This is a genomic window from Rhodococcus sp. OS5, from assembly GCF_056837585.1.
Map to the genome: position 1 here is coordinate 4,864,534 of NZ_CM166368.1, position 21,620 is coordinate 4,886,153.

Consider the following 21,620-nt stretch of genomic DNA (forward strand, 5'->3'; position numbering starts at 1 on the left):
CGATGCCTCACCATCAATCCGAGTACGACGACGCCGAACCGAGCTTGGTCCGGCCGTACGCGCTCACCGAAGGTCGGACCCTGCCGTCCATCGACCTCCCACTCGAAGCGATCATCGCGACGATCGAAGACGCGGTCTCGAACAATCTTGCACCGCAGGATATTCGTGCATCGATCGTCGCACTCTGCGAGCAGCGGATCTCGGTTGCCGAGATCGCTGCCCACCTGGGTGTTCCGATCGGAGTCGTGCGGGTACTGGTCGCCGACCTCGTAGTAGCCGGATCACTGGAAATACATGCCACTCTGCGAAGCGACGCATCTCGAGTCGAGCGACGCGAACTGATCGAAAGGACCCTCAGTGGACTTCGGGCACTCTGACTCATCGTCTCGCGTGAAATCGACAAAAATCGTGATCGCCGGGGGTTTCGGTGTTGGCAAGACAACACTTGTGGGGACCGTCTCCGAAATCGTCCCCCTTCGCACGGAGGCCATGGTCACCGACGCCAGCGACGGTATCGACAATCTCGGATCCACTCCCGACAAGAGCACCACGACGGTCGCGATGGACTTCGGGCGCATCACTCTCGCCGACGACCTGGTCCTCTATCTGTTCGGAACCCCGGGACAGCGCCGCTTCTGGTTCATGTGGGACGACCTGATCACCGGTGCGATCGGTGCGGTCATTCTGGTCGACACGCGTCGCCTGGAAGACAGCTTCGCCGCAGTCGACTTCTTCGAGGCGCGAGGCCTCCCGTTCATCGTGGCGGTCAACCGTTTCGACGGCGCACCAATCCATTCGGCGAGCGATCTCCGCCAGGCGTTGGCTCTACCCAACCGGGTTCCCATGATCGAGATCGACGCCCGAAACCGCGAATCAGCCAAACGCGCGCTGATCGCCGTCACCGAATACTCCCTCGAACGACTTGCAGCTGAAGCAGTCGTCTAGATGAATCACCAGATGCGAATCGTCGCCGAAAGGAACTGGCATGTCGGATGAAATGCACCATTTCTCGATGGGAATCTGGCTGCTCGGACTCGCCTACGTCGTGTCCGTGGTCGGGTCGGTAGTCGGCCTGGCGTGCACCAGGCATTCAGCGTCCGCGACGACAACCGCCACACGCATGCGATGGCTCGCCATGGCTGCCTTGTCGATCGGTGGCGTCGCCATCTGGCTCATGCATTTCATCGCCATGCTCGGCTTCGCGGTCCCCGGCAGTCCCATTCGATACAACCTCGGATGGACCGTGATCTCCGCGATCATCTCAGTAGGGGCCGTGTTTGTCGGCCTGCTGATCATCGGGACCGAATTTCGCTGGACGCGGCTTCTGATCGGGGGCGTGGTAACCGGTCTCGCCGTGAACATCATGCATTACACGGGTATGCGCGCCTTGCGCTTTCAGGGCGAGATCCACTACGACCTGCTCTTCGTTGCACTGTCGGTTCTCATCGCAGTCGTCGCCGGAACCGCTGCACTGTGGTTCACCATGGTGCTCGAGTCCACGATTCTGCGTTTTGTCGCCGGAATCATCATGGGCATCGCTGTCGTCGGTATGCACTACACCGGAATGGCCGCTGTCGAGGTTGTTCACGACGCGGCAGCCCCGGCGCCACAGGGACTCGAAGTGTTCTCATTCCTCTTCCCTGTCTTCGTTCTCGGCCTGCTGGCGTTGGCAGTTCCGATTGTCGCAGTGCTGACAGCACCCAACCGCGCGACGGCACGAATGGAATCCGCCGCCGACGATCTGGCGTTCGAAGCACGAGAGTTCGCGATCTCGAACTGAGCGAGTACGGGGCGAGTACGGGGCGAGTTCACGTAAATCGACAACGCCCCGTACATTTCGGGGATGGTGGATGCCGGACACAACCCCCAGCCATCGACTCGCGCAACGCTCGTCGTGATCGGTGGTTTGCCGGCCACCGGCAAGTCGACGATCGCGCGGGCGCTTGCGCAGCGTCACCAAATCCCCTTCGTGCGGATCGATACCATCGAACAGGCGCTGATCCGCAGCGGTATCGCTGACGGGTCCGGGACCGCCGGATACATCACCGGGTACGCGCTCGCCGCCGAACAATTGCGACTCGGACTTTCGGTCGTGGTCGAATGCGTCAACCCCGTCGAGGCGACACGAGACGCCTGGTCCGCTACCGCACAACATAATTCGGCGCGCCTGCTCGGTGTCGAGGTCATCTGTTCGGATCCCGACGAGCATCGCAGACGCGCTGAACGGCGAGTCGTCGACATCCCGGATCTCGTACCACCGACGTGGCAGGAAATTCTGGATCGAGACTACGAGCCGTGGACTACGGAACGGCTGGTGCTCGACACCGCAATCATGGACTCCGACAGTGCAGTACGACGCATCACAGCAAAGATGCTGTAGCGTGCGAGCTGCTCACAAGGTGAGAACGAAGAATGCGCTGTTCGGGTCTTCGCGGTAGTTCCCGAACGGTGGACAAGGCACGAACCCGAATTTCGCGTACAACCGGCGAGCTGGATCGAAGAACTCTTGCGTACCGGTCTCCAATTCGAGTTGCCGGTAACCTCGTTGTCTCGACTCGTCCACGACGTGTTGAAGAAGTCGCGTTCCCACGCCACGCCCCCTTGCTGCCGATGACGTTCGCATCGACTTGATCTCGCCGCCCGCCGACGACCGTTCCTTGAGCGCGACGCAACCGAGTAACTCGTCACCTTCGCTCCACAGCGTCCACATGGTCACAGAGATATCCATCAGCCCCGTGACGTCCAGCGCGTGAACGCTGTCCGAGGGCGAGGTCGCGTGCATGTCGGCGAGATGTTCGGTGAGTAGAGCACGGACCGCATCCCGACTCAGGTCGTCAATTTCGATTCGCACAGACCCTCACTGTCCTCTTCGCTTCCGGCAGCATCGAATGAAAGTATGACTGTCCGTCACTTCGCCGAAGGCCTGGCCCGAACGTGGATGCGTTCTCCTTGGGGGCCGAACAGACTCAGTACCTCGACCGGGCCGCGCCCGTCACTGCCGAACCAATGCGGGTTTCGGGTGTCGAATTCAGCAGCTTCACCCGTACCCATCACGATGTCGTGATCGGCCAACACCAACCGCAACCTCCCCGACAACACGTACAGCCATTCGTAGCCGTCGTGCACTTGGGGATCCGGTTCCGTCTGGCTTGCCGGGATGGTCATCTTGAATGCCTGCAACCCACCCGGTTGCCGAGTCAGCGGCAATACCGTTCGCCCACTGACGCTTCGAGGCGCACTCTGGATGCGTGGATCGGCGACCTGCGGTGCCGCCACCAGTTGGTCCAACGGCACTTGGTGGGCAAGCGCGATCGGAAGCAGCAACTCCAAGCTCGGGCGACGCTCCCCCGCTTCGAGCCTCGACAGGGTGCTCTTCGAAATACCGGTGGACTCGGACAGCGCTGTGAGCGTGACGTTCCTCTGTGTACGAATGCGTTTGAGGCGCGCGCCGATCTGCGAGATGGCGGCATCGATGTGCGGACCGTTGACATTCATGGTGCCGAGTCTGACGACGATTCCCAGAAATGGCAACATTAGTTGCTGAAGAACCCCCTCCGCGAGCAATCTGTGCTCATGCGAACACACACTGAAACTGAGATCCTCGACGCCGTGATCGTCGGCGGTGGCGCCGCCGGACTCAGCGCAGCCCTGGTGTTGGGTCGTGCTCGGCGCTCGGTCGCCCTCATCGATTCCGGCAAACCGCGCAACGCACCGGCAGCACACATGCACGGCTTCCTCTCGCGCGACGGCATGGCGCCACGTGAGTTGCTCGCCGTCGGACGCAGCGAATTGCAGACGTACGGAGTGGAATTGACACAAGATGACGTAGTCGACATCTCCTGGCGCGGTATCGAACCCGGCTTTGTCGTCGAACTTTCAGGAGGCACGACGCTCGAAACTCGTACTGTGCTGGTTGCCACCGGTCTACGGGATTCACTCCCGGAAATACCAGGCATCCAGGAGCTTTGGGGACAAAGCGTGCTCCATTGCCCGTACAGCCATGCGTACGAGATCAGCGACCAACCGATCGGCGTTCTCGGCGGCGACGCTCGCGAGATGTCACTTCACCAGGCGTTTCTACTCCGACAGTGGTCGTCGGATGTGACGTTCTTCCCCGACAAGATCTCGCTCACCCCCGACGAACGCGCGCGACTGGCTGCCCGAGGAGTGACGGTTGCCGACGGATCGGTATCTGGATTGGTCTGCGAGAAAAGCAAACTGAAAGCCGTCGAACTCGACAACGGCCAACTTGTTGCGCGCTCAGCACTGTTCGTTGCGCCGCGTTTCGTTCCGAACGACGCACATCTGACGCGACTCGGCTGCAAAACCAGCCCCACGGGATTCGTGGCTGTCGATCGTTCCGGCGCCACCGGTGTTCCTGGTATCTGGGGCGCCGGCAACGTCGTCGACCCTCGCGCCCAGGTAATCAATGCTGCGGCGGCAGGTTCGACCGCGGCAATCGCGATCAACGGATATCTGGTCGAGCAAGATGTCGAATCGGCTCTCCGTTCGACCGAGCCGGAAGGGGGCTTCTCGGCGACCGTGGAGCAACGCGTCTGCGAGTTGAACGGCGGCAGCGCCCTCCACGGCTTGTGACCGAGGTGTCTACGTCGCGGGGCCGCCGTGCAACTTCTCGTAGGCGGCCTTCTCGGCGTCGTGGCGCGAGATCTTCTTCGGGTTCTCGAGGTCGGAAGGCAAACCGTGACGCTCGAGGCGACGCGACCTGTTCTGAGCCATGTAGGAGACCGAATAGAACAGTGCCAGAAGCACTCCGAGCAGCACCATCGATGCCCGCAGGGCCCACGGTCCGGGGAAGAGCATGAAAGCCGCGAACACTGGAATGAACGGCACCATGCTTCGGATCAGGTGACGCGGCACGGCCCAGTCACCGATCAGGTCGTTTCGTACCCAGTCCTGCATCGAATCGGGCAGCTTGCGCCCCACTGAATAACCCAACCACTGAAGAGGATTCGGGCTCGTACGTTGCTTTTTGGAAGTCACGGAAGTCACCTGTTCGGTACGCATCGACGGTACTGACGCAGTCATCACGTTTCTTTCGGATGCAGTCATCACATTTCTCTCATTGGTCCAAGGCTCCGGCGCGGAGCGCGGCCTCGTTGACCCGCGTCAGAACGTTGTGGAGTTCTTCGAGTTCGGCGAGGCTGACGCCGAGCTTCGCGACAACCGCCGGCGGGATCTTCTCCGCCTCCGCGCGCAGTGCCACACCGGCTTCGGTGAGGTCCACGTCCAGTTGCCGTTCGTCGGCGCGGCTACGGGTTCGCGTGATCAGCCCGGACGCCTCGAGTCGCTTGAGGAGCGGCGACAGCGTCGGCGAATCGAGTTGCAGTGCCTGCCCGATTTCCTTGACCGCCATCGGCGACTTTCCCCACAGTGCCAGCATCACCAGGTACTGGGGATGCGTGAGGCCCATCGGCTCGAGCAGTGGCCGGTAGACGGACAGCACCGCCCGGTTCGCGACCGCAAGTGCAAAGCACACCTGCCGGTCGAGAGCCAGCGGATCATCCATCTGCGTCTGCGGAGCCTTCGTCGTCATGAATCCGATGTTATCAGATTAATTAGTGCAGCAACTATTATTGCACTAATCAATCTGGCGATGATCGTCACTCTTCTCCAACGTCGACGTGGGTTGCCCGGTGAGACCCACGTGCGCTTCCGCCCTCATTCGCTCCACCATGTGCGGGTAGTGCAGCTCGAACGCCGGACGCTCACTGCGGATGCGCGGCAACTCGGTGAAGTTGTGACGCGGCGGCGGGCAGGTGGTTGCCCACTCCAGCGAGTTTCCGTAACCCCACGGATCGTCGACGGTGACAACTTCGCCGTAGCGGTAGCTCTTGAAAACGTTCCAGATGAACGGAAGCGTCGAGGCACCGAGCACGAAGGCAAAGATCGTGGACACCGAGTTCAGCACCGTGAACCCGTCCGAGGGCAGGTAGTCGGCATAGCGACGCGGCATCCCCTCGCCGCCGAGCCAGTGCTGAACGAGAAACGTGCCGTGGAAACCGACGAACGTGGTCCAGAAGTGCCACTTGCCGAGACGCTCGTCCATCATGCGACCGGTCATCTTCGGGAACCAGAAGTAGATACCGGCGTACGTGGCGAACACGACCGTACCGAAGACCACGTAATGGAAGTGGGCGACGACAAAATACGTGTCGGTGACATGGAAGTCGATCGGCGGGCTCGCGAGAATGACACCCGACAGACCACCGAAGAGGAAGGTGATCAAGAAGCCGACCGAGAACAGCATCGGCGACTCGAAGGTCAACTGCCCCTTCCACATCGTGCCGATCCAGTTGAAGATCTTCACACCTGTCGGCACGGCGATCAGGAACGTCATGAACGAGAAGTACGGCAGGAGAACAGCACCCGTCGCGTACATGTGGTGAGCCCACACCGCGATCGACAGAGCTGAAATCGCCAGTGTCGCATAGACCAATCCGGTGTACCCGAAGATCGGCTTACGGCTGAAGACCGGGAAGATCTCCGAGACGATGCCGAAGAACGGCAGCGCGATGATGTACACCTCGGGGTGACCGAAGAACCAGAACAGGTGCTGCCACAACAGAACTCCACCCGACGCCGGGTCGAAGATGTGCCCACCGAGATGACGGTCGACGAACAGACCCATGAACGCAGCGGTCAAGAGCGGGAACGCCATCAAGATCAGAATGCTGGTGATGAAGATGTTCCACGTGAAGATGGACATCCGAAACATCGTCATACCTGGTGCGCGCAGGCAGATCACGGTGGTGATCATGTTGACCGCACCGAGAATGGTGCCGAGGCCACCGACCGTCAGACCGAAGACCCACAGGTCGGCGCCGACGCCGGGACTGTGCACCGCGCCCGACAACGGGGTGTACGCGGTCCAACCGAAGTCGGCAGCGCCGCCCGGCGTGAGGAATCCGCCGAGAACGATGAGACCACCAAAAGTGAAGAGCCAGAATCCGAATGCGTTCAGACGCGGGAACGCCACGTCCGGGGCACCGATCTGCAGCGGAAGTATGTAGTTCGCGAAGCCGAAAACGACGGGCGTCGCGTACAGCAGCAACATGATCGTGCCGTGCATGGTGAACAACTGGTTGAACTGCTCGTTCGAGAGGAACTGCATCCCGGGGACAGCCAGTTCCGCACGCATGAACAGGGCCATCAGGCCGCCGATCAGGAAGAACACGAAAGCCGTGATCATGTACATGATCCCGATCTTCTTGTGATCGGTGGTCTTGATCATGTCGAACATCCACGACCCCTTGGGATCACGGCGCTTCGGGTACGGCCGCTCCGGAATCGGCTCCAACTCTCCGGTCCGCTCGTCCGGCACCGTTGTCGTCATGCTCGCGCGTCCTCTTTCGTGCTCGATACCGCCTCAAGAACTTTCCGCACGACCATATCGCATGTTAATAGTTAATGCACAAACTAAGTGTGGTCGACGTGAGCAACTATCGAAAACCGAACGTACGCAACCTTTTGCAGATTTCGGTGAGATAAAGTCAGGCGGCGGAATAGGTCGAGGGTCCGCCGCGTTGAACAAACCCGTGACTCTTCCCGACACATCGACAGCACCCGAGGCCTCCGCGTTGCGCGGCCTCTTCGAGCCTTTCGAGGTCAAATCACTCTCGTTGCGTAACCGTTTCGCCATGGCCCCGATGACGCGCGCCTTCTCGCCGGACGGAATCCCCGGCGCCGACGTAGCCGAGTACTACCGTCGTCGCGCAGCAGGGGGTGTCGGCTTGATCATCACCGAAGGCACGTACATCCCGGACCCGGCAGCCGGCCCGCACACCCGCGTACCGCGCATCTACGGCGATTCGAGCCTGGGTGGCTGGAAGTCGGTCGTCGACGCCGTCCACGCCGAAGGCGGATCGATCATTCCTCAGCTGTGGCACCTCGGAGTCGAACGCGGCGAGAACTCACGCCTGAACCCCGAGGTCGAAACCGTCAGCCCCTCCGGCCTGGCACTGGACGGCACCCGCCTGGGACGAGAATTCACCACCTCTGACCTCGACGACTTGAAGCAGTCGTGGGTCGACGCCGCACTCAACGCGAAGAACACCAGGTTCGACGGTCTCGAGTTGCACGGAGCACATGGCTACCTGCTCGACGAATTTCTCTGGGCGGGAACCAATGTCCGAACCGACGGCTACGGCGGATCACTCGAGGCCCGCACCCGTTTCCCGGCCGAGGTCGTCGCCGCAATCCGAGAGGCCGTCGGGGACGAGTTCGCGATCGTCTACCGATTCTCGCAGTGGAAGTCCGGCCATTACGACGCTCGTATCGCCCAGAGCCCGGCAGAACTCGGCCGCATCCTCACTCCCCTGGTCGACGCCGGCGTCGACGTTCTGCATCCGTCCACGAGGCGTCATTGGGAACCGGCATTCGCTGAACTCGACGGTGAAGACGGCACACTCGGCCTCGCCGGTTGGACGAAGAAGCTGACCGGGTTGCCGACCATCACCGTCGGTTCGGTCGGACTCGATTCCGTGTTCACGACGGCATTCACCGGCGAAGCTGCATCTGCTGTCACCGGACTGGAGCGTCTCGAAGCTCAGTACGAGAGGGGTGAATTCGACATGGTTGCCATCGGGCGCGCGCTGCTCGCCGATCCCGAGTGGGTCGAGAAGCTCCGCACCGGACGCGCGGACGAGCACATCGCATTCACCGCAGAACATCGCACACACCTGAACTGACCTCGCACGACAAAACGGCACTCCCGCAATTGTGGGAGTGCCGTTTGTGGGTCTGCCGGAAGTACTAGCTGCCGAGCGTGACCGGGTCGGGGCCGATGCGGCCGGCCGGGTCGTCGAGAGCACCGATCGCGTTGATCTGTTCCGGTGTCAGTTCGAATCCGAAGACATCGAAGTTGGCGGCGATACGTTCGGGGGTCACCGACTTCGGAATCACCACGTTTCCGATCTGCAGGTGCCAGCGAATGATCACCTGAGCCGCGGTGACGCCATGAGCGTCGGCGATAGCGGTGATGACGGGGTCGCCGAGAACGGTTCCCTGTCCGAGCGGGCTCCACGCTTCCGTCGCGATTCCCTTGCCGGTGTGGAAGGCGCGCAGTTCGGCTTGGTTGAACTTGGGGTGAAGCTCGATCTGGTTGAGGACCGGCACCTCACCGGTTTCACCGATGACACGCTCGAGGTTCTCGATGGTGAAGTTGGAGACACCGATGGATCGAACCCGTCCGTCGGCCTTGAGCTTCTGGAATGCCTTGAACGTCTCGACGTACAGGTCCTTGGACGGAACCGGCCAGTGGATCAGGTACAGGTCGAGGTACTCGAGACCCAACTTGTCGAGGCTGGCGTCGAATGCCGCAAGCGTCGAGTCGTAGCCTTGGTCGTCGTTCCACAGTTTTGTCGTGATGTAGAGGTCTTCGCGGGCGATGCCGGATTCGGCGATCGCGCGGCCGACGCCCACCTCGTTGCCGTAGATCTTGGCGGTGTCGATACTGCGGTAGCCGGTCTTCAGGGCGGTGGAGACGGCTTCCTGCGTCTCGTCGTCCGGAACCTGGAACACACCGAATCCGAGTGCGGGGATCGTCTTACCGTCGTTCAGAACAATGGTCGGTACAGAGGTCACATCGTTGGTCTCGGTCATATGTGGATCCAACGCGCGAGGGCCGGGAGGCATTCCCCGCCGAACCTCCGGGCAGTGCCCTTGTACCGCCCGAAATGCCGGTCTACCTTGGAAGACAAGTATTGGAATCGCCTCGAGAAAAGAGAGAGCGATGAATCTTTCATATCGTCTCGCCTACAAGGTCGGCGTCACTCCGTGGGAGCACACCGGGCACGGGTTCGACGCTCAACTGTCCGGCCTTCTGGATGCGATTCCCGTCCCGGAAGGTGGCCGTGCACTCGATATCGGTTGCGGCACCGGACGCCATTCCATCGAGCTGGCGCAACGCGGTTGGCACGTCACCGGCGTCGACGCCGAACAGGAACCGCTGGACAAAGCGCGCATACACGCGCGTGAAGCACACGTCGACGTCCGGTTCCTCCACGAGGACGCGGCAGACCTGCACATTGCTGTCGACGGCGGGCACATGCTGGTGCTCGACATCGGCTGTTTTCACGGGCTCACCGATCATCAACGACGGGACTACGGGAGGTCGGTCAACGCGATCACCGCACCCGGGGCGTCCATGGTGATGTTCGCATTCGGACCGGGGCACCGTTGGCCGATGCCACACGGCGTCTCGGAGGAGGACGTCATGCGAGCATTCGACGGTTGGTCGATGGCCTCGAGCATGGCCGCGGACGTGAGTGAATCGCCACTTCCGGTCCGTGCGGCACATCCGTGCTGGTATCACCTGGTCCGTGGCTGACTGCTGTGCGCCTTTATTAACCGCCCGCGGTTAATAAAGGCGCACAGCACCGGGGATACTTCTCAGGTGACTGCAACACTGCGCATCAGCGGCCTCTCTGCTTCCCGGGGAGAACGCACCCTGTTCTCCGACCTCGATCTCACCGTTGCCCCCGGCGACGTCATCGGCCTCGTCGGCGCGAACGGCGCCGGCAAGTCGACGCTTCTCACCGCACTGGCCGGAATCGGAACTGCCGACGTCGAAGGTTCGATCATCCTCAGCCCGCCGGATGCTGCGGTCGGTTACCTCGCGCAGGAACCCGATCGCATCGAGGGTGAGACCGTCCTCGAGTTCCTCGGCCGCCGCACCGGCGTCGCCCACGCCGAGGAAGTCATGAACTCCGCAGCCGAAACCCTGGCCGAAGCCGAAGAGGATCTGTACTCCCCGGCACTGGAACGCTGGCTCGCTCTCGGCGGCGCCGACCTGCTCGAGCGCGCCGAGAAGGTGGTCGAAGAACTCGGTCTCGGAGTTCCACTCGATGCACATATGACGGCATTGTCCGGCGGTCAGGCCGCGCGCGCCGGCCTCGCGTCACTGTTGCTTTCGCGCTACGACATTCTCTTGTTGGACGAGCCCACCAACGATCTCGACCTACGAGGTCTCGAGCAGTTGGAGCGATTTGTCGCCGAGACGCGCGCAGCACTGGTTGTCGTGAGCCATGATCGCGAGTTCCTCTCGCGCACCGTCACGGGGATCGTGGAACTCGATCTGGCACAACAGGACATCGCCGTGTACGACGGCGGCTACGAGTCGTACCTCGCCGAACGCGAGATCGCCCGCCAGCACGCACGCGAGGCGTTCGAGGAATACGCAGGCACCCGCTCCGATCTCGAAGATCGCGCACAGATGCAGCGCAACTGGATGGAACACGGCGTCCGCAACGCGCGTCGTAAAGCCAAGGACAACGACAAGATCGGACGCGGATTGCGGACCGAGTCGACGGAGAAGCAAGCCGCGAAAGCACGCCAGACTCAACGTCGCATCGAGCGACTCGAAGTGGTCGAGGAACCGCGCAAGGAGTGGGAACTTCGTATGGAGATCGCGGCGGCGCCGCGGTCCGGATCCGTTGTCGCGACCACGAACGGCGCCAAGGTAACTCGCGGTCAGTTCACGTTCGGTCCGGTCACGACGCAGATCGACTGGGGTGATCGGATTCTCGTCACGGGCGCGAACGGGGCAGGCAAGACCACCCTCCTCAACGTCCTGCTCGGCAAACTCGTCCCGGACGAGGGCATCGCGTCGCTGGGTTCCGGTGTCGCGATCGGTGAGATCGATCAGGCGCGTGGATTGTTCGAAGGTGATCAACCAGTCGTGGAGGCCTTCGGTGCACAGGTTCCGGACTGGCCCGATGCCGATGTCCGCACTCTCCTCGCCAAGTTCGGCCTGCGCGGACACCACGTACTCAGATCTGCCGCTTCCCTGTCCCCCGGCGAGAGAACAAGGGCTGCGCTTGCTTTGCTCCAGGCTCGCGGCGTGAACCTACTGGTACTGGACGAGCCGACGAACCATCTCGACCTTCCGGCGATCGAACAGCTCGAGCAGGCGATGGAGTCGTTCGAGGGAACCCTCCTTCTGGTCACTCACGATCGACGCATGCTGCAGTCCACCCGAAGCACGCGCCGGTGGCGAATGGAGAACGGACAGCTCTTCGAGGAGTAGCCGATCGACTCTGCTTGCGCAGACAACCCGCGTGTGCAACTATTTATCGGCGCACGCAATAGTTGCATGCGCGGCATAGGTGGCCCGCGGATGACATGATCCTCCGTCGAGCTGCCACATCCCAGTCCCGAAAGGCACTCTTCAATGTTGTCGATCCCCGACCGCACACTGACTCACGGAACCACCGGCGAGCCGATCACCATCCCGCAACTCGGGTACGGCGTTTTCCAGGTACCGGACGCACAGACCGAAGAGGTCACTGCCGCAGCTCTCGAGATCGGCTACCGCCACATCGACACGGCCGCGATCTACGGAAATGAAGCCGGGGTCGGCCGCGCCATCGCAGGTTCGGATATCCCTAGGTCAGAGCTGTTCGTCACCACCAAGCTGTGGAATGACGATCAGGGCCACGACCGAACACTCGCCGCTTTCGACACCAGCCTCGACAAGCTCGGACTCGACTACGTCGACCTCTATCTGATTCACTGGCCCGCGCCGGCAAAGGGCCTGTTCGTCGAGACCTGGGCGGCATTCGAGCAAATTCTCGCCTCTGGCCGCACCCGGGCGATCGGCGTGTCCAACTTCCTGCCCGAGCATCTCGAACTGCTGGCCCAACACAGCGCGACCACCCCGGCCGTCAACCAGATCGAATTGCACCCCAGACTGCAACAGCACACTTCTCGGGAGTACGCGCGAAGTCGCAGCATCGAAATCGAGGCTTGGAGCCCATTGGGACAGGGAACTATCCTCGACGACCCGGCCATCGGGAAAATTGCTGCAGCACACGGCAAGAGCCCTGCACAGATCATTCTGCGCTGGCATCTCGAACAGGGCCACACCGTTCTGTCGAAGTCGGTCACGCCTGCCCGTATGCGCGACAACGCCGCAATCTTCGACTTCGCACTCGATACCGACGAGTCAGCTGCCATCGCAGCGCTGAACACCGACAGCCGTGTCGGACCCGTTCCAGTCGAATTGAACTGAATCGAAACGGCTTCAAGAATTTTCGTGGGGAGTCAACGTCAGCAGCACAGAATCGACGGACTGCTCGGCCAGGAGCGCGTCCAGCGGTAAGTGACGGAACAACGCTCGGTAATAGATCGGCGACGCCAGCGCGTCCAGGACGAAGTCCATGTCGAAGTCGCTCCGAATGTCTCCGCGTAGCCGCGCCGATTCCAGCACTGCCGCAGTGGAATCGCGTCGAGGCTGAAAGAATGCCGACTGGAAATCCCGCGCCAATTCCGGGTCCGCCGCCAGATCCGCGACCAACGCGGGCAGGATCCGACCGACTACCGTTTCACTCAGTCCCACAACCAATGTCGTGATGCCGGCGACCAGGTTTGCCCTGAGATCGCCGGTGTCCGGCGTTGGATCAGTACCGATGTGCGCCACGACAACGTCGACCACCAGATGCCGCTTCGACGGCCATCTCCGGTAGATGGCGGGTCGATGCACGCCCGCTCTCGTCGCCACCGAACCGATCGACAGCTCCGCATATCCGTTCTCCCCCAACAACTCCAGGGTTGCCGCCAGAACGGCGTCGTCGATCCGCTCGTCGCGGGCGCGCACCATCTACAGCACCGGCCGCGGCATGAGCACCAGACGCCAGCCGTCGGGATCTTCGAAAGTCATCCCCGCATTCTCCTCCCAGTACGGATTCTCGGCGCCAACGGGTTCGTGCCCTGCTTCCCCCAACCTCTGAACTACCTCGTACATCGCCGACTCGCCGGCGAAGTAGAGCACCAACAGGTTGTCCTGCGTCGGCGCCGGGCACGGGCTTCCGTCTTCGTGGGTCGTGAATTCGAGGTGATAGTTCGAATCCGGCAGACCCAGCATGATTCCGTCGTACCCGGAATGACCGGAGAACCGGTAGAGCTCTGGCAATCCCAGACAGTCGCGATAGAACGCAATCACGTCGTCGAGCCTGTCGGTGGGTCGCGCTACGCGCACTTGCACTACTGCGAGGTCGCTCGGCCAAGTTGTCATTCCAAAACAGTACAGTACGTACCGTAATGTTTCGAGAAGATGGCTACCAGCCTCCCGACGGCAGCTCGCTGCAACTACAAGCGATCATTCTCCGGAAACGCCGCCTTGGGCATGAACTTCGGCCTGGCGAACAGCACAGACAGTTTAGTGGGCTGCGACTCCACCGGGCGATCGGACCGGTACAGCAACGCCTGCTGCGGGGTACTCACCCATTCACTGGCGAAGATCTCACCGAGGCGCGAAACCGGCACGTGCGACCCGTCCTCGAGTCGAACGGTGACGTCCGCCCCGATGTCCGACTGGCCGTACACGACCCACCACGATTCGCCTTCCACATCCCCCGGAGTGTGCTGCCCGATACCGATGACTGCACCCTTCTCCATCGGATCGCGCCAGACCGCTTCGCGCCCTTGCGGTCCCACGCAGTAGCTACCATCCTCGCGCACCTGCACGACCAGGCCGGACTCTTCGAGCACCAACTGTTCGACCACTATGCCAAGCCCCTTCCGTTGCCCGAACCTTATCCGCCGGCACGCCCCAGAAGCGGAACAATCGCGGTTCGTGTTGACAAACTGTTGGGTTTTCACAACACTTTGATGCATGAGCCCAGTCCGGCGGGGAGACGCGCTCCCAATCTTCAATCGCATCGGAGTGCTTCGCGCCGAGCGGAAGATGAGCCGGGCACAGCTTGCGCAACTCGTCGACGTGAATCCGCAGACGGTGGGGGCACTCGAACGCGGTGACCACTACCCCAGCCTGGATCTTGCATTCCGAATCTGCTGGGTGTTCGACCTCCCGGTGGAGGCGGTGTTCTCCCGGACGGAGTTCGGGCCGCTGTCGACGGAGGTCTACCGGAATGCACCGTCGACGGAGGTCTACCGATCTGACCGCACTACCGAGGGGAGTGAAAAGCCAAGTGCCTGAATCAAATCTGATCGACCGCTACCAGGCCCACCGCACTCGGCGGTTCCTGCAGAACGAGGAGACGTTCCGACATTGGCTCCCGAATTGGCGAACCCGTCGACGTCGGCGCGTACTCGTCGTCGCCCTGGCGGTCCTGTTCACCACGATGGTTGCCGTCAGCACAGCATGCCTGTTCAATCCGCTCTTCGCCGTGGCATGGCCGGTCCTCACCCTGCTGTTCCTGCCGACGTGGTCCTCACTTCAAATCGTGTCGGGCCGGCAAGGGGATGCTCCGCGGCAGGCGTTGGACGAATGGGAGATCCAGCAACGCAACGACGCTCGCTCCGTCGGGCTCAGCGTGACCCAAACGTTGGTCTTCATTGTCGCCATTTTCCTCATTTTCACCTCGTCGGTGCAGTGGAATGTAGAGAGGCTGCCTTACACGGGAGGTTTATTGGCACTGACTGCAATGCTGATCGGCGCGTGCACGCCCGCGATGATTCTCTCGTGGACCAATCCAGACCCGGATCCGATTGATTCGGAAGAGTTCGATCTCTGACCCGTATTACCGAAGCGCACCACTCGACCGATGGGAAGGACCCATGTCAGCCACCCTCACGATCGACGGCATCTCGAAACGCTACGGCGACGTCGTCGCACTCGACAACCTGAGTTTCGAAGTGCGCCCAGGCGAGATCTTCGGATTCGTCGGCAGCAACGGCGCCGGCAAGACGACCACGATGCGCATTGCGCTGGGTGTGCTCGGAGCAGATTCGGGAGAAGTTCGCCTCGGCGGCAAACCCGTCGACCTCGACGTGCGTCGCACTATCGGATACATGCCGGAGGAACGCGGCCTCTACCCCAAGATGAAGGTGGGAGCGCAACTTTCCTATCTGGCCGAGCTACACGGACTGTCGAAGGCCGACGCGCACGCGGCCACTGAGCGGTGGACCGAACGTCTGGGCATCGCCGAACGCGTCAAGGACACCGTCGATTCCCTGTCCCTCGGTAATCAGCAACGTGTGCAGCTCGCGGCGGCGCTGGTTCACGACCCATCGGTACTCGTTCTGGACGAACCGTTTTCGGGCCTTGACCCCGTAGCGGTCGATGTCATGAGTGACGTGTTGGTCGAGAAGGCTCGCACCGGTGTTCCCGTAATCTTCTCCAGCCATCAGCTGGATCTGGTGGAGCGCTTGTGCGATCGCGTGGGCATCATCAGCCGCGGCAGCATGCGGGAGATCGGAACCGTCGACGAGCTACGAGGCAAGGGCGACGGCCGAATCGAAGTCTTCGCCCCTGACGCGCCGGTCGGTTGGGCACACCATCTGATCGGTGTCACCACACTGAGCCACCTCGACGGTCGAACGCTCCTGAGCGTCGACGGAACCGCCGACGATCAGCAGATCCTGCATGCAGCGTTGAAAACCGGGCCGGTGCACGAGTTCACGCTACGACGTCCGTCACTGACCGATCTGTTCCGAGAGGTAGTAGCCGCATGAGCAACCAGTTGAGCGGAGGTCGAGCCATCGGGTTGGTCGCCCGACGCGAATTCATGACGCAGATCTCGAAGAAGAGTTTTGTGATCAGCAACGTCATCATTCTGGTCGCGATCATCGGCGGCATCATCGCCTTCTCGCTCTTCTCCGGCGGCGACGAGGACAAGTCGAAGATCGGCTTGGTCGGCAACCAATCACTCAGTGCCACGATGGTGTCCATCGGCGACACCCTCGGAAATCCGGTGACGGTGACGGAGGTTTCCGACGACGGCACCGCGCGTGATCAAGTCAAGGACGGCGACCTCGACGTGGCCGTGATTGCCGGATCGGGCGGCGGCGTCACTGTCGTGACCAAGAAGGAAGTGCCCACGAATCTGCGCGCTGTCATCGAGAGTTCCGTTGCACAGCAGGCACAATCGAATGCGCTGTCCGCTGCGGGGATCGACCCGGCTCAGCTCGCCGAAGCCACGTCCACCGCAGTGGTCACCATCGATGCCATCGATCCCCCGGATCCCGAACAAGGCCAACGTATAGCGATGTCGATCGCTGCTGTGGTGCTCCTGTACATGCAGATCCTGCTGTTCGGAACGTACGTGGCGATGGGCGTCGTCGAGGAGAAGTCCAGTCGCGTGGTCGAGCTGCTGCTCTCCACTCTCCGTCCACTGCAGTTGTTGTGGGGCAAGGTTCTCGGAATCGGTGCTGTCGGCCTGATGCAGATGGCTGCCTATGCCGTCGCGGGCGTCGCCACCGGACTGGCGACGGGCGTCCTGACCGTGACGGGCACCGCAATCGGCGTTCTGTTCGGCACTCTCGGGTGGTTCATTCTCGGCTTCCTCTTCTTCGCCGTGCTGTATGCCGCGGCCGGGTCCATGGTCTCGCGACAGGAGGACGTCAACGCCACCGCGATGCCTCTCGCGCTGCTCGTCATGGCAATGGTCAGCGTGGCTTTCGTTTCGGTGAGCAATCCAGAAGGAACCCTGAGCAACGTGTTGAGTTGGATTCCGCCGTTCTCGGCAATCCTCATGCCCCTGCGCATTTCCGCCGGTGTTGCTTCTCCGTTCCAGATCGTGGGAACGATTCTGCTGATGCTGGTGGTGACCGCTGCGCTGTCGATGATCGCGGCAAAGATCTACCAGCGCTCCATCCTTCGCATCGGCAAGGTCGTTTCGTGGAAAGAGGCGTTCGGACGCTGATTTATCCGGCACACAACTGACGCCACACGATCCCGGCAGCACCCCGTCCAGGTAGGTTCATCCTGGACGGGGTGCTGCTTACTTGGAGGACGTTGTGCGAATCTCGGCCGAAGAACTACTCACTGCGGTACTCGATCCCGAGAGCTTCGTCTCTTGGGACTCCCCGCCCGTCGACGTCGGACCTGGCGCGAAATACGCGGAAGACCTGGCGAAGGCCCGCGAGAAGAGCGGAGTTGACGAGTCCGTCGTCACCGGTGTCGGTACGGTTCGGGGCCGTCGGGTCGCGGTAATTGCCTGTGAATTCAGCTTTCTCGCCGGTTCCATCGGAGTCGCCGCGGCCGAGCGGATCGTGACCGCCGTCGAACGTGCTACGGCAGAACAACTCCCGCTGCTCGCCTCGCCCACCTCCGGCGGAACGCGGATGCAGGAGGGCACCGTCGCCTTCGTTCAGATGGTGAAGATCGCTGCGGCAGTGGCTGTTCACAAAGCGGCACACCTGCCCTACCTGGTTTACCTGCGCAATCCCACCACCGGCGGAGTCTTTGCCTCGTGGGGATCCCTCGGCCACATCACCGTCGCGGAACCCGGTGCTCTGGTGGGATTCCTCGGACCCCGTGTCTACGAATCGCTGTACGGCGAAAAGTTTCCCGACGGTATCCAGACGTCCGAAAACTTGTATCGCAACGGCGTGATCGACGGCGTCGTCCCCGTCGACCGCCTCCGTCTGCTGGTCAATCGAGCGTTGTGCGTGCTCACCGATCCCCCGGCCCCGGCGGCCACGGAGCCGATTCCCTCACCCGAGATTCCCGATGTTCCTGCCTGGCAGTCGGTGATGCTCTCGCGCCGGGCCGATCGACCCGGCATTCGGCAGTTGCTCCGCCATGCCGCAACTGAACAGGTACCGCTCAGCGGCACCGGGCAGGGTGAAACCGACAAGACGATCTTGCTCTCGCTCGCCCGCTTCCGAGGCTTTCCGTGCATCCTGCTCGGCCAGGACCGCAGCGGCCAATCCGCGCTCACCACGATGGGACCGGCAGCGCTCAGGGAAGCGCGACGGGGCATGAAACTTGCCGAAGAACTACAACTCCCGCTTGTCCTCGTGATCGACACTTTGGGCGCGTCGCTGTCCAAAGAAGCTGAAGAACGTGGACTGGCCCCTGAGATCGCCCGTTGCATCGCCGACCTCGTGACGCTGAAGACCCCGACAGTGTCGGTGTTGCTCGGCCAGGGAACAGGCGGCGGGGCGCTCGCGCTGCTGCCCGCCGATCGGGTACTCGCGGCACAGAACGGGTGGCTCGCTCCCCTGCCGCCGGAAGGCGCAAGCGCGATCGTCCATCGCGACATCAGTCACGCACCGGAGATGGCGGCAGCGCAGGGCATTCGTTCGTTGGATCTGCTTCGAGACGGCGTGATCGACGCGATCATTCCCGAAACGCCTGACGCGGCCGACGAACCCGTGGAATTCTCCAAGAGGGTAGGGGCTGCGATAGCGCACGAACTCTTCGTGCTTGCCGAAGAGTCGGACACCGATCGCCAGTCCTCCCGTATCGCGCGCTATCGAAACCTGGGAGTTCCGCAATGACGACGAAGGACCGGAATGCGCTGACGCTGCCGCACAGTTACGACCGCGCGGCACTCGCTCGTTTCGAATTGTTCCTGTTCGCGGGCATCGCCACCGTGCTGATCACCCGCGCATATCTGGCGGCAACGGGCTATCCCCAGATCGGGGGCGGCGCCCTCCACATCGCACACGTTCTCTGGGGCGGATTGCTGATGGCCGTAGCCATCGTGGCGACCGCCATCACCGAAGGCTCTCGCACGCGTGACCTGGCCACGCTCGTCGGCGGAATCGGGTTCGGTCTCTTCATTGACGAGGTCGGAAAATTCGTCACCGCCGACGTCGATTACTTCTACCAGCCTGCCATCGCGATCATGTACGTCGTCTTCGTTCTCTTCTATCTTGCCGCGCGCGAGGTGGTGATTCGGCGCGGAATGAATGATCGTCATCGGCTCGCCATCGGGGCGCGAGCGCTCTCGGACCTCGCTCTCGGTCAGCTCGACGAGATCCAGTACAACCACGCCCTCCGCGTACTCGACGGCGTCGAAGACCGCAGCCTCACCGACCTCGTCGATTCGATCAAAGCCGGCCTGCATTCACAGACTCCGCCGACCGGCGGTATCGAATCGAAGATCACTCGTGGCCGCAACGCGTTCTTCCACCGTGCCGAGGAACTGCTCCGGCACCGGGTCGTCCGCCGACTGGTACTGACCCTGTTCGTACTGCAGGCTCTTCTGGCGATTGTCCAGGTGATCTACGCGTTGGTTTCCGAGAACGTCGTCGAGGCCGACGACGTCTCCGACCTGGTGGTCCAGATCTCCACCGTCGCAACCGGAGTTCTTGTGGTTCTGGGAGTGTGGTTCCTCTTCCGAGGTCCGTACCTGCGAGCATTAAGGCTCCTGCGTGCATCCCTCATCGTGAGCCTCCTGGTGACGCAGGTTTATCTGTTCACACAGGACCAGTTCGGCGCGCTTTTCGGATTCGCGGTGTCACTGTTCATGCTCGCGACTCTCCGCATCGCGATTCGAAGCGAAGAGTCCGCCGCAGCTCTACCGCAGTAATCCTCTACCGCAGTGGGACCGCAGGCCGACTCGGTAGATCGCGGATCCCGCGGAGCGGGCTGAAGAGCAGGACCAATCCGCACGGCGCGATCAGGCAGGCCATGATCCACATCGTCCCGCGCGGATCCACTGCGTCGCCGAGGTAGCCTGCCGTCAGCGCACCGAGCGGAATGCTGCTGTGCAGCAGGAACATACTCGTTGCCACCACTCGTCCGAGGCGGTCCGGCGGACAGTAACTTTGACGGAAACTGCCGAGCACCACGTTGCACGACACGACGCCCGCAACCATCACCATGCCGCCGATGCAGAACCAGAACAGGCCGGCACCGTACGTCGTCAGAGGTGCTAACAGGATGAACGGTCCCGTCACCAACTGACAGATGAGAACGCTTCGGGCAGTGCCGGATCTGCGGCCGAGCGGGCGCGCGATCATCGATCCGACAATTCCGCCCACCCCGGCAATCGCCAAGAGAAGCCCGAGTCCGAACTCCCCCACGCCAAGCGTCTTTTCCAGGAACACGATCTGGATCGTGGAGTACCCGGTGAGACCGAAATTGAGCAGAGTGCCGTAGACGACGATCGACCGCAGATACGGATCACCGGCGACGAATCGCAGTCCGAGCGCAATCTGGCGTCGCAACGGTTCTCGCTGATTCTGTCCGCGATGGACGGTCTCCTGCACACGAATCAGCCAGATGCATACAAAGCAGAAGGCGAACGTGAACGCGTCGACAACCAGACCGGCCGCGAGCCCGACAGTTGCAACCACCAGCCCACCGACGCTTGGGCCGATCACCCGAGTTGCGGCCTCAGCGCCCTGAATCTTCGAGTTCCCTTCGACAAGATCCGCTTCGGCGAGCACCGTGGGGAGATACGAGTGATAGGCCGCCTGGAAGAAGACGGTGGCTGTACCGGTGAGCAGCGCGACCAGGAGCAGGTGGCCGTATGTCATCGCCTCCAGGAAGCCGGCGATCGCGAGGCTCGCGAAGAACAGAGCGCACGCAGCGTTCGCGATCATCATGATCGGGCGCCGAGGCAGCCGGTCGATCCAGGCACCGGCTGGTAGTTCGACGATCAACCACGGCAACCACACTGCTGATGCCAGCACACCGATCTGGAAGCTACTCGCGTCCAGTTCGCGAAGCGCGATCAGCGGCAGTACGACGGTCGTGACACCGTTTCCGATACCGCTGACTGCGTCGCCGGTCCACAGAAGTCGGAAGTCACGCAGAGCGAGGACTCCCCAGAAGCCTGCGCGTTGCGCTGCACCTGTCACATCGATCCCCCCTTTCAGTCCCTGCCCTATCCCACCCCTGCGCGCCACTGGCCGACGGGACAGGCCCGCCCGGCGCAAAGGGACGGTACCCGCACCGCTAC

At 62.1% G+C, this 21,620-nt stretch carries 25 protein-coding genes; 15 read left to right on the forward strand and 10 right to left on the reverse strand.

The features are described from left to right. Nucleotides 1–2: 2 nt before the first annotated feature. From ACVZUB_RS22545 to ACVZUB_RS22560, 4 genes are all read left to right on the forward strand, one after another. Nucleotides 3–377, forward strand: a complete 375-nt coding sequence (locus tag ACVZUB_RS22545) for a DUF742 domain-containing protein (RefSeq protein WP_007727785.1) — start codon at nucleotides 3–5, stop codon at nucleotides 375–377. After that, nucleotides 358–945, forward strand: a complete 588-nt coding sequence (locus tag ACVZUB_RS22550; RefSeq protein WP_003940118.1) for a GTP-binding protein — start codon at nucleotides 358–360, stop codon at nucleotides 943–945. The genes ACVZUB_RS22545 and ACVZUB_RS22550 overlap by 20 nt, the downstream gene beginning before the upstream one ends. 40 nt (nucleotides 946–985) lie before the next feature. Then, nucleotides 986–1,780, forward strand: coding sequence for an MHYT domain-containing protein (locus ACVZUB_RS22555; RefSeq protein ID WP_003939865.1), 795 nt, complete (start codon nucleotides 986–988; stop codon nucleotides 1,778–1,780). 63 nt (nucleotides 1,781–1,843) lie between these two features. Then, complete coding sequence (locus tag ACVZUB_RS22560; protein WP_054781217.1) at nucleotides 1,844–2,380, forward strand: P-loop nucleotide/nucleoside kinase family protein; 537 nt, start codon at nucleotides 1,844–1,846, stop codon at nucleotides 2,378–2,380. Nucleotides 2,381–2,392: 12 nt separating this feature from the next. Here the strand turns inward: ACVZUB_RS22560 and ACVZUB_RS22565 are convergent, their stop codons facing one another. Both ACVZUB_RS22565 and ACVZUB_RS22570 read right to left on the reverse strand, forming a co-directional pair. After that, nucleotides 2,393–2,851 carry a GNAT family N-acetyltransferase gene (locus ACVZUB_RS22565; protein WP_007727787.1) on the reverse strand — a complete coding sequence of 153 codons (459 nt, stop codon included), beginning with the start codon at nucleotides 2,849–2,851 and terminating at the stop codon, nucleotides 2,393–2,395. A 56-nt stretch (nucleotides 2,852–2,907) separates the two neighbouring features. Then, on the reverse strand, nucleotides 2,908–3,534 hold the full coding sequence (locus ACVZUB_RS22570) for a helix-turn-helix domain-containing protein (protein WP_007727793.1): 627 nt from the start codon (nucleotides 3,532–3,534) through the stop codon (nucleotides 2,908–2,910). A 33-nt stretch (nucleotides 3,535–3,567) separates the two neighbouring features. Here ACVZUB_RS22570 and ACVZUB_RS22575 point away from each other — a divergent pair, with 33 nt between their 5' ends. Further along, complete coding sequence (locus ACVZUB_RS22575; protein ID WP_397517594.1) at nucleotides 3,568–4,596, forward strand: NAD(P)/FAD-dependent oxidoreductase; 1,029 nt, start codon at nucleotides 3,568–3,570, stop codon at nucleotides 4,594–4,596. Nucleotides 4,597–4,605: 9 nt separating this feature from the next. On the opposite strand, the gene ACVZUB_RS22580 is transcribed toward ACVZUB_RS22575, so the two are convergent. The 3 genes from ACVZUB_RS22580 to ctaD are packed head-to-tail and all read right to left on the reverse strand — an operon-like array spanning nucleotide 4,606 to nucleotide 7,354. Then, complete coding sequence (locus ACVZUB_RS22580; protein ID WP_042451127.1) at nucleotides 4,606–5,025, reverse strand: DUF5313 family protein; 420 nt, start codon at nucleotides 5,023–5,025, stop codon at nucleotides 4,606–4,608. Nucleotides 5,026–5,080: 55 nt separating this feature from the next. Continuing rightward, nucleotides 5,081–5,554, reverse strand: coding sequence for a MarR family winged helix-turn-helix transcriptional regulator (locus ACVZUB_RS22585; RefSeq protein WP_003939892.1), 474 nt, complete (start codon nucleotides 5,552–5,554; stop codon nucleotides 5,081–5,083). 45 nt (nucleotides 5,555–5,599) lie between these two features. Next, the gene (ctaD, locus tag ACVZUB_RS22590) at nucleotides 5,600–7,354 is read right to left on the reverse strand and encodes an aa3-type cytochrome oxidase subunit I (protein ID WP_020970441.1); all 1,755 of its coding nucleotides are present in this window, start codon (nucleotides 7,352–7,354) and stop codon (nucleotides 5,600–5,602) included. Between the two features lie 202 nt (nucleotides 7,355–7,556). Between ctaD and ACVZUB_RS22595 the strand changes: the two genes are divergently transcribed. After that, nucleotides 7,557–8,708, forward strand: coding sequence for an NADH:flavin oxidoreductase (locus ACVZUB_RS22595; protein ID WP_482627782.1), 1,152 nt, complete (start codon nucleotides 7,557–7,559; stop codon nucleotides 8,706–8,708). A gap of 64 nt (nucleotides 8,709–8,772) precedes the next feature. Here the strand turns inward: ACVZUB_RS22595 and ACVZUB_RS22600 are convergent, their stop codons facing one another. Further along, nucleotides 8,773–9,621, reverse strand: a complete 849-nt coding sequence (locus ACVZUB_RS22600) for an aldo/keto reductase (RefSeq protein ID WP_037128502.1) — start codon at nucleotides 9,619–9,621, stop codon at nucleotides 8,773–8,775. Nucleotides 9,622–9,751: 130 nt separating this feature from the next. On the opposite strand from ACVZUB_RS22600, the gene ACVZUB_RS22605 reads away from it, so the two are divergent. The 3 genes from ACVZUB_RS22605 to ACVZUB_RS22615 all read left to right on the forward strand — a co-directional run bounded on the left by ACVZUB_RS22605 (nucleotide 9,752) and on the right by ACVZUB_RS22615 (nucleotide 13,030). After that, a complete protein-coding gene (locus ACVZUB_RS22605; RefSeq protein ID WP_030535396.1) occupies nucleotides 9,752–10,348 on the forward strand; it encodes a class I SAM-dependent methyltransferase in 597 nt (198 codons plus the stop codon). 66 nt (nucleotides 10,349–10,414) lie between these two features. After that, nucleotides 10,415–12,046 (forward strand): ABC-F family ATP-binding cassette domain-containing protein, encoded by a 1,632-nt coding sequence (locus ACVZUB_RS22610; RefSeq protein WP_003940033.1) that lies wholly within the window; start codon nucleotides 10,415–10,417, stop codon nucleotides 12,044–12,046. A 144-nt stretch (nucleotides 12,047–12,190) separates the two neighbouring features. Further along, nucleotides 12,191–13,030: an aldo/keto reductase gene (locus ACVZUB_RS22615; protein WP_482627783.1), complete on the forward strand. Its 840-nt coding sequence runs from the start codon at nucleotides 12,191–12,193 to the stop codon at nucleotides 13,028–13,030. Nucleotides 13,031–13,042: 12 nt separating this feature from the next. On the opposite strand, the gene ACVZUB_RS22620 is transcribed toward ACVZUB_RS22615, so the two are convergent. The 3 genes from ACVZUB_RS22620 to ACVZUB_RS22630 all read right to left on the reverse strand — a co-directional run bounded on the left by ACVZUB_RS22620 (nucleotide 13,043) and on the right by ACVZUB_RS22630 (nucleotide 14,523). Next, a complete protein-coding gene (locus tag ACVZUB_RS22620) occupies nucleotides 13,043–13,618 on the reverse strand; it encodes a TetR/AcrR family transcriptional regulator (protein ID WP_482627784.1) in 576 nt (191 codons plus the stop codon). After that, on the reverse strand, nucleotides 13,619–14,032 hold the full coding sequence (locus ACVZUB_RS22625; RefSeq protein WP_210377589.1) for a VOC family protein: 414 nt from the start codon (nucleotides 14,030–14,032) through the stop codon (nucleotides 13,619–13,621). Nucleotides 14,033–14,106: 74 nt separating this feature from the next. After that, entirely contained in the window at nucleotides 14,107–14,523 is a 417-nt protein-coding gene (locus ACVZUB_RS22630; protein ID WP_003940252.1) for a hypothetical protein, read from the reverse strand. A gap of 109 nt (nucleotides 14,524–14,632) precedes the next feature. Between ACVZUB_RS22630 and ACVZUB_RS22635 the strand changes: the two genes are divergently transcribed. From ACVZUB_RS22635 to ACVZUB_RS22660, 6 genes are all read left to right on the forward strand, one after another. Beyond that, nucleotides 14,633–14,956: a helix-turn-helix transcriptional regulator gene (locus ACVZUB_RS22635; protein WP_003940147.1), complete on the forward strand. Its 324-nt coding sequence runs from the start codon at nucleotides 14,633–14,635 to the stop codon at nucleotides 14,954–14,956. Then, entirely contained in the window at nucleotides 14,949–15,494 is a 546-nt protein-coding gene (locus ACVZUB_RS22640) for a hypothetical protein (protein WP_003939943.1), read from the forward strand. The genes ACVZUB_RS22635 and ACVZUB_RS22640 overlap by 8 nt, the downstream gene beginning before the upstream one ends. A gap of 43 nt (nucleotides 15,495–15,537) precedes the next feature. Next, a complete protein-coding gene (locus ACVZUB_RS22645) occupies nucleotides 15,538–16,434 on the forward strand; it encodes an ABC transporter ATP-binding protein (protein WP_003939757.1) in 897 nt (298 codons plus the stop codon). Further along, nucleotides 16,431–17,624 (forward strand): ABC transporter permease, encoded by a 1,194-nt coding sequence (locus tag ACVZUB_RS22650; protein ID WP_003940506.1) that lies wholly within the window; start codon nucleotides 16,431–16,433, stop codon nucleotides 17,622–17,624. Before ACVZUB_RS22645 ends, ACVZUB_RS22650 begins: the two co-directional genes overlap by 4 nt. Before the next feature lie 94 nt (nucleotides 17,625–17,718). Beyond that, a complete protein-coding gene (locus ACVZUB_RS22655; protein ID WP_217017744.1) occupies nucleotides 17,719–19,206 on the forward strand; it encodes an acetyl-coenzyme A carboxylase carboxyl transferase subunits beta/alpha in 1,488 nt (495 codons plus the stop codon). After that, complete coding sequence (locus ACVZUB_RS22660) at nucleotides 19,203–20,243, forward strand: hypothetical protein (protein ID WP_007733419.1); 1,041 nt, start codon at nucleotides 19,203–19,205, stop codon at nucleotides 20,241–20,243. Before ACVZUB_RS22655 ends, ACVZUB_RS22660 begins: the two co-directional genes overlap by 4 nt. A gap of 4 nt (nucleotides 20,244–20,247) precedes the next feature. Here ACVZUB_RS22660 and ACVZUB_RS22665 read toward each other — a convergent pair whose 3' ends face one another. Continuing rightward, nucleotides 20,248–21,519: an MFS transporter gene (locus tag ACVZUB_RS22665; RefSeq protein ID WP_482627785.1), complete on the reverse strand. Its 1,272-nt coding sequence runs from the start codon at nucleotides 21,517–21,519 to the stop codon at nucleotides 20,248–20,250. Nucleotides 21,520–21,620 lie beyond the last annotated feature (101 nt).

Coding starts and splice junctions, on each gene's coding strand:
- ACVZUB_RS22585 (WP_003939892.1), bottom strand. CDS start 5,554: ATGACGACGAAGGCTCCGCAGACGCAGATGGATGATCCGCTGGCTCTC.
- ACVZUB_RS22615 (WP_482627783.1), top strand. CDS start 12,191: ATGTTGTCGATCCCCGACCGCACACTGACTCACGGAACCACCGGCGAG.
- ctaD (WP_020970441.1), bottom strand. CDS start 7,354: ATGACGACAACGGTGCCGGACGAGCGGACCGGAGAGTTGGAGCCGATT.
- ACVZUB_RS22555 (WP_003939865.1), top strand. CDS start 986: ATGTCGGATGAAATGCACCATTTCTCGATGGGAATCTGGCTGCTCGGA.
- ACVZUB_RS22600 (WP_037128502.1), bottom strand. CDS start 9,621: ATGACCGAGACCAACGATGTGACCTCTGTACCGACCATTGTTCTGAAC.
- ACVZUB_RS22635 (WP_003940147.1), top strand. CDS start 14,633: ATGAGCCCAGTCCGGCGGGGAGACGCGCTCCCAATCTTCAATCGCATC.
- ACVZUB_RS22605 (WP_030535396.1), top strand. CDS start 9,752: ATGAATCTTTCATATCGTCTCGCCTACAAGGTCGGCGTCACTCCGTGG.
- ACVZUB_RS22560 (WP_054781217.1), top strand. CDS start 1,844: ATGGTGGATGCCGGACACAACCCCCAGCCATCGACTCGCGCAACGCTC.
- ACVZUB_RS22645 (WP_003939757.1), top strand. CDS start 15,538: ATGTCAGCCACCCTCACGATCGACGGCATCTCGAAACGCTACGGCGAC.
- ACVZUB_RS22545 (WP_007727785.1), top strand. CDS start 3: ATGCCTCACCATCAATCCGAGTACGACGACGCCGAACCGAGCTTGGTC.
- ACVZUB_RS22620 (WP_482627784.1), bottom strand. CDS start 13,618: ATGGTGCGCGCCCGCGACGAGCGGATCGACGACGCCGTTCTGGCGGCA.
- ACVZUB_RS22570 (WP_007727793.1), bottom strand. CDS start 3,534: ATGTTGCCATTTCTGGGAATCGTCGTCAGACTCGGCACCATGAATGTC.
- ACVZUB_RS22650 (WP_003940506.1), top strand. CDS start 16,431: ATGAGCAACCAGTTGAGCGGAGGTCGAGCCATCGGGTTGGTCGCCCGA.
- ACVZUB_RS22625 (WP_210377589.1), bottom strand. CDS start 14,032: ATGACAACTTGGCCGAGCGACCTCGCAGTAGTGCAAGTGCGCGTAGCG.
- ACVZUB_RS22580 (WP_042451127.1), bottom strand. CDS start 5,025: ATGCGTACCGAACAGGTGACTTCCGTGACTTCCAAAAAGCAACGTACG.
- ACVZUB_RS22660 (WP_007733419.1), top strand. CDS start 19,203: ATGACGACGAAGGACCGGAATGCGCTGACGCTGCCGCACAGTTACGAC.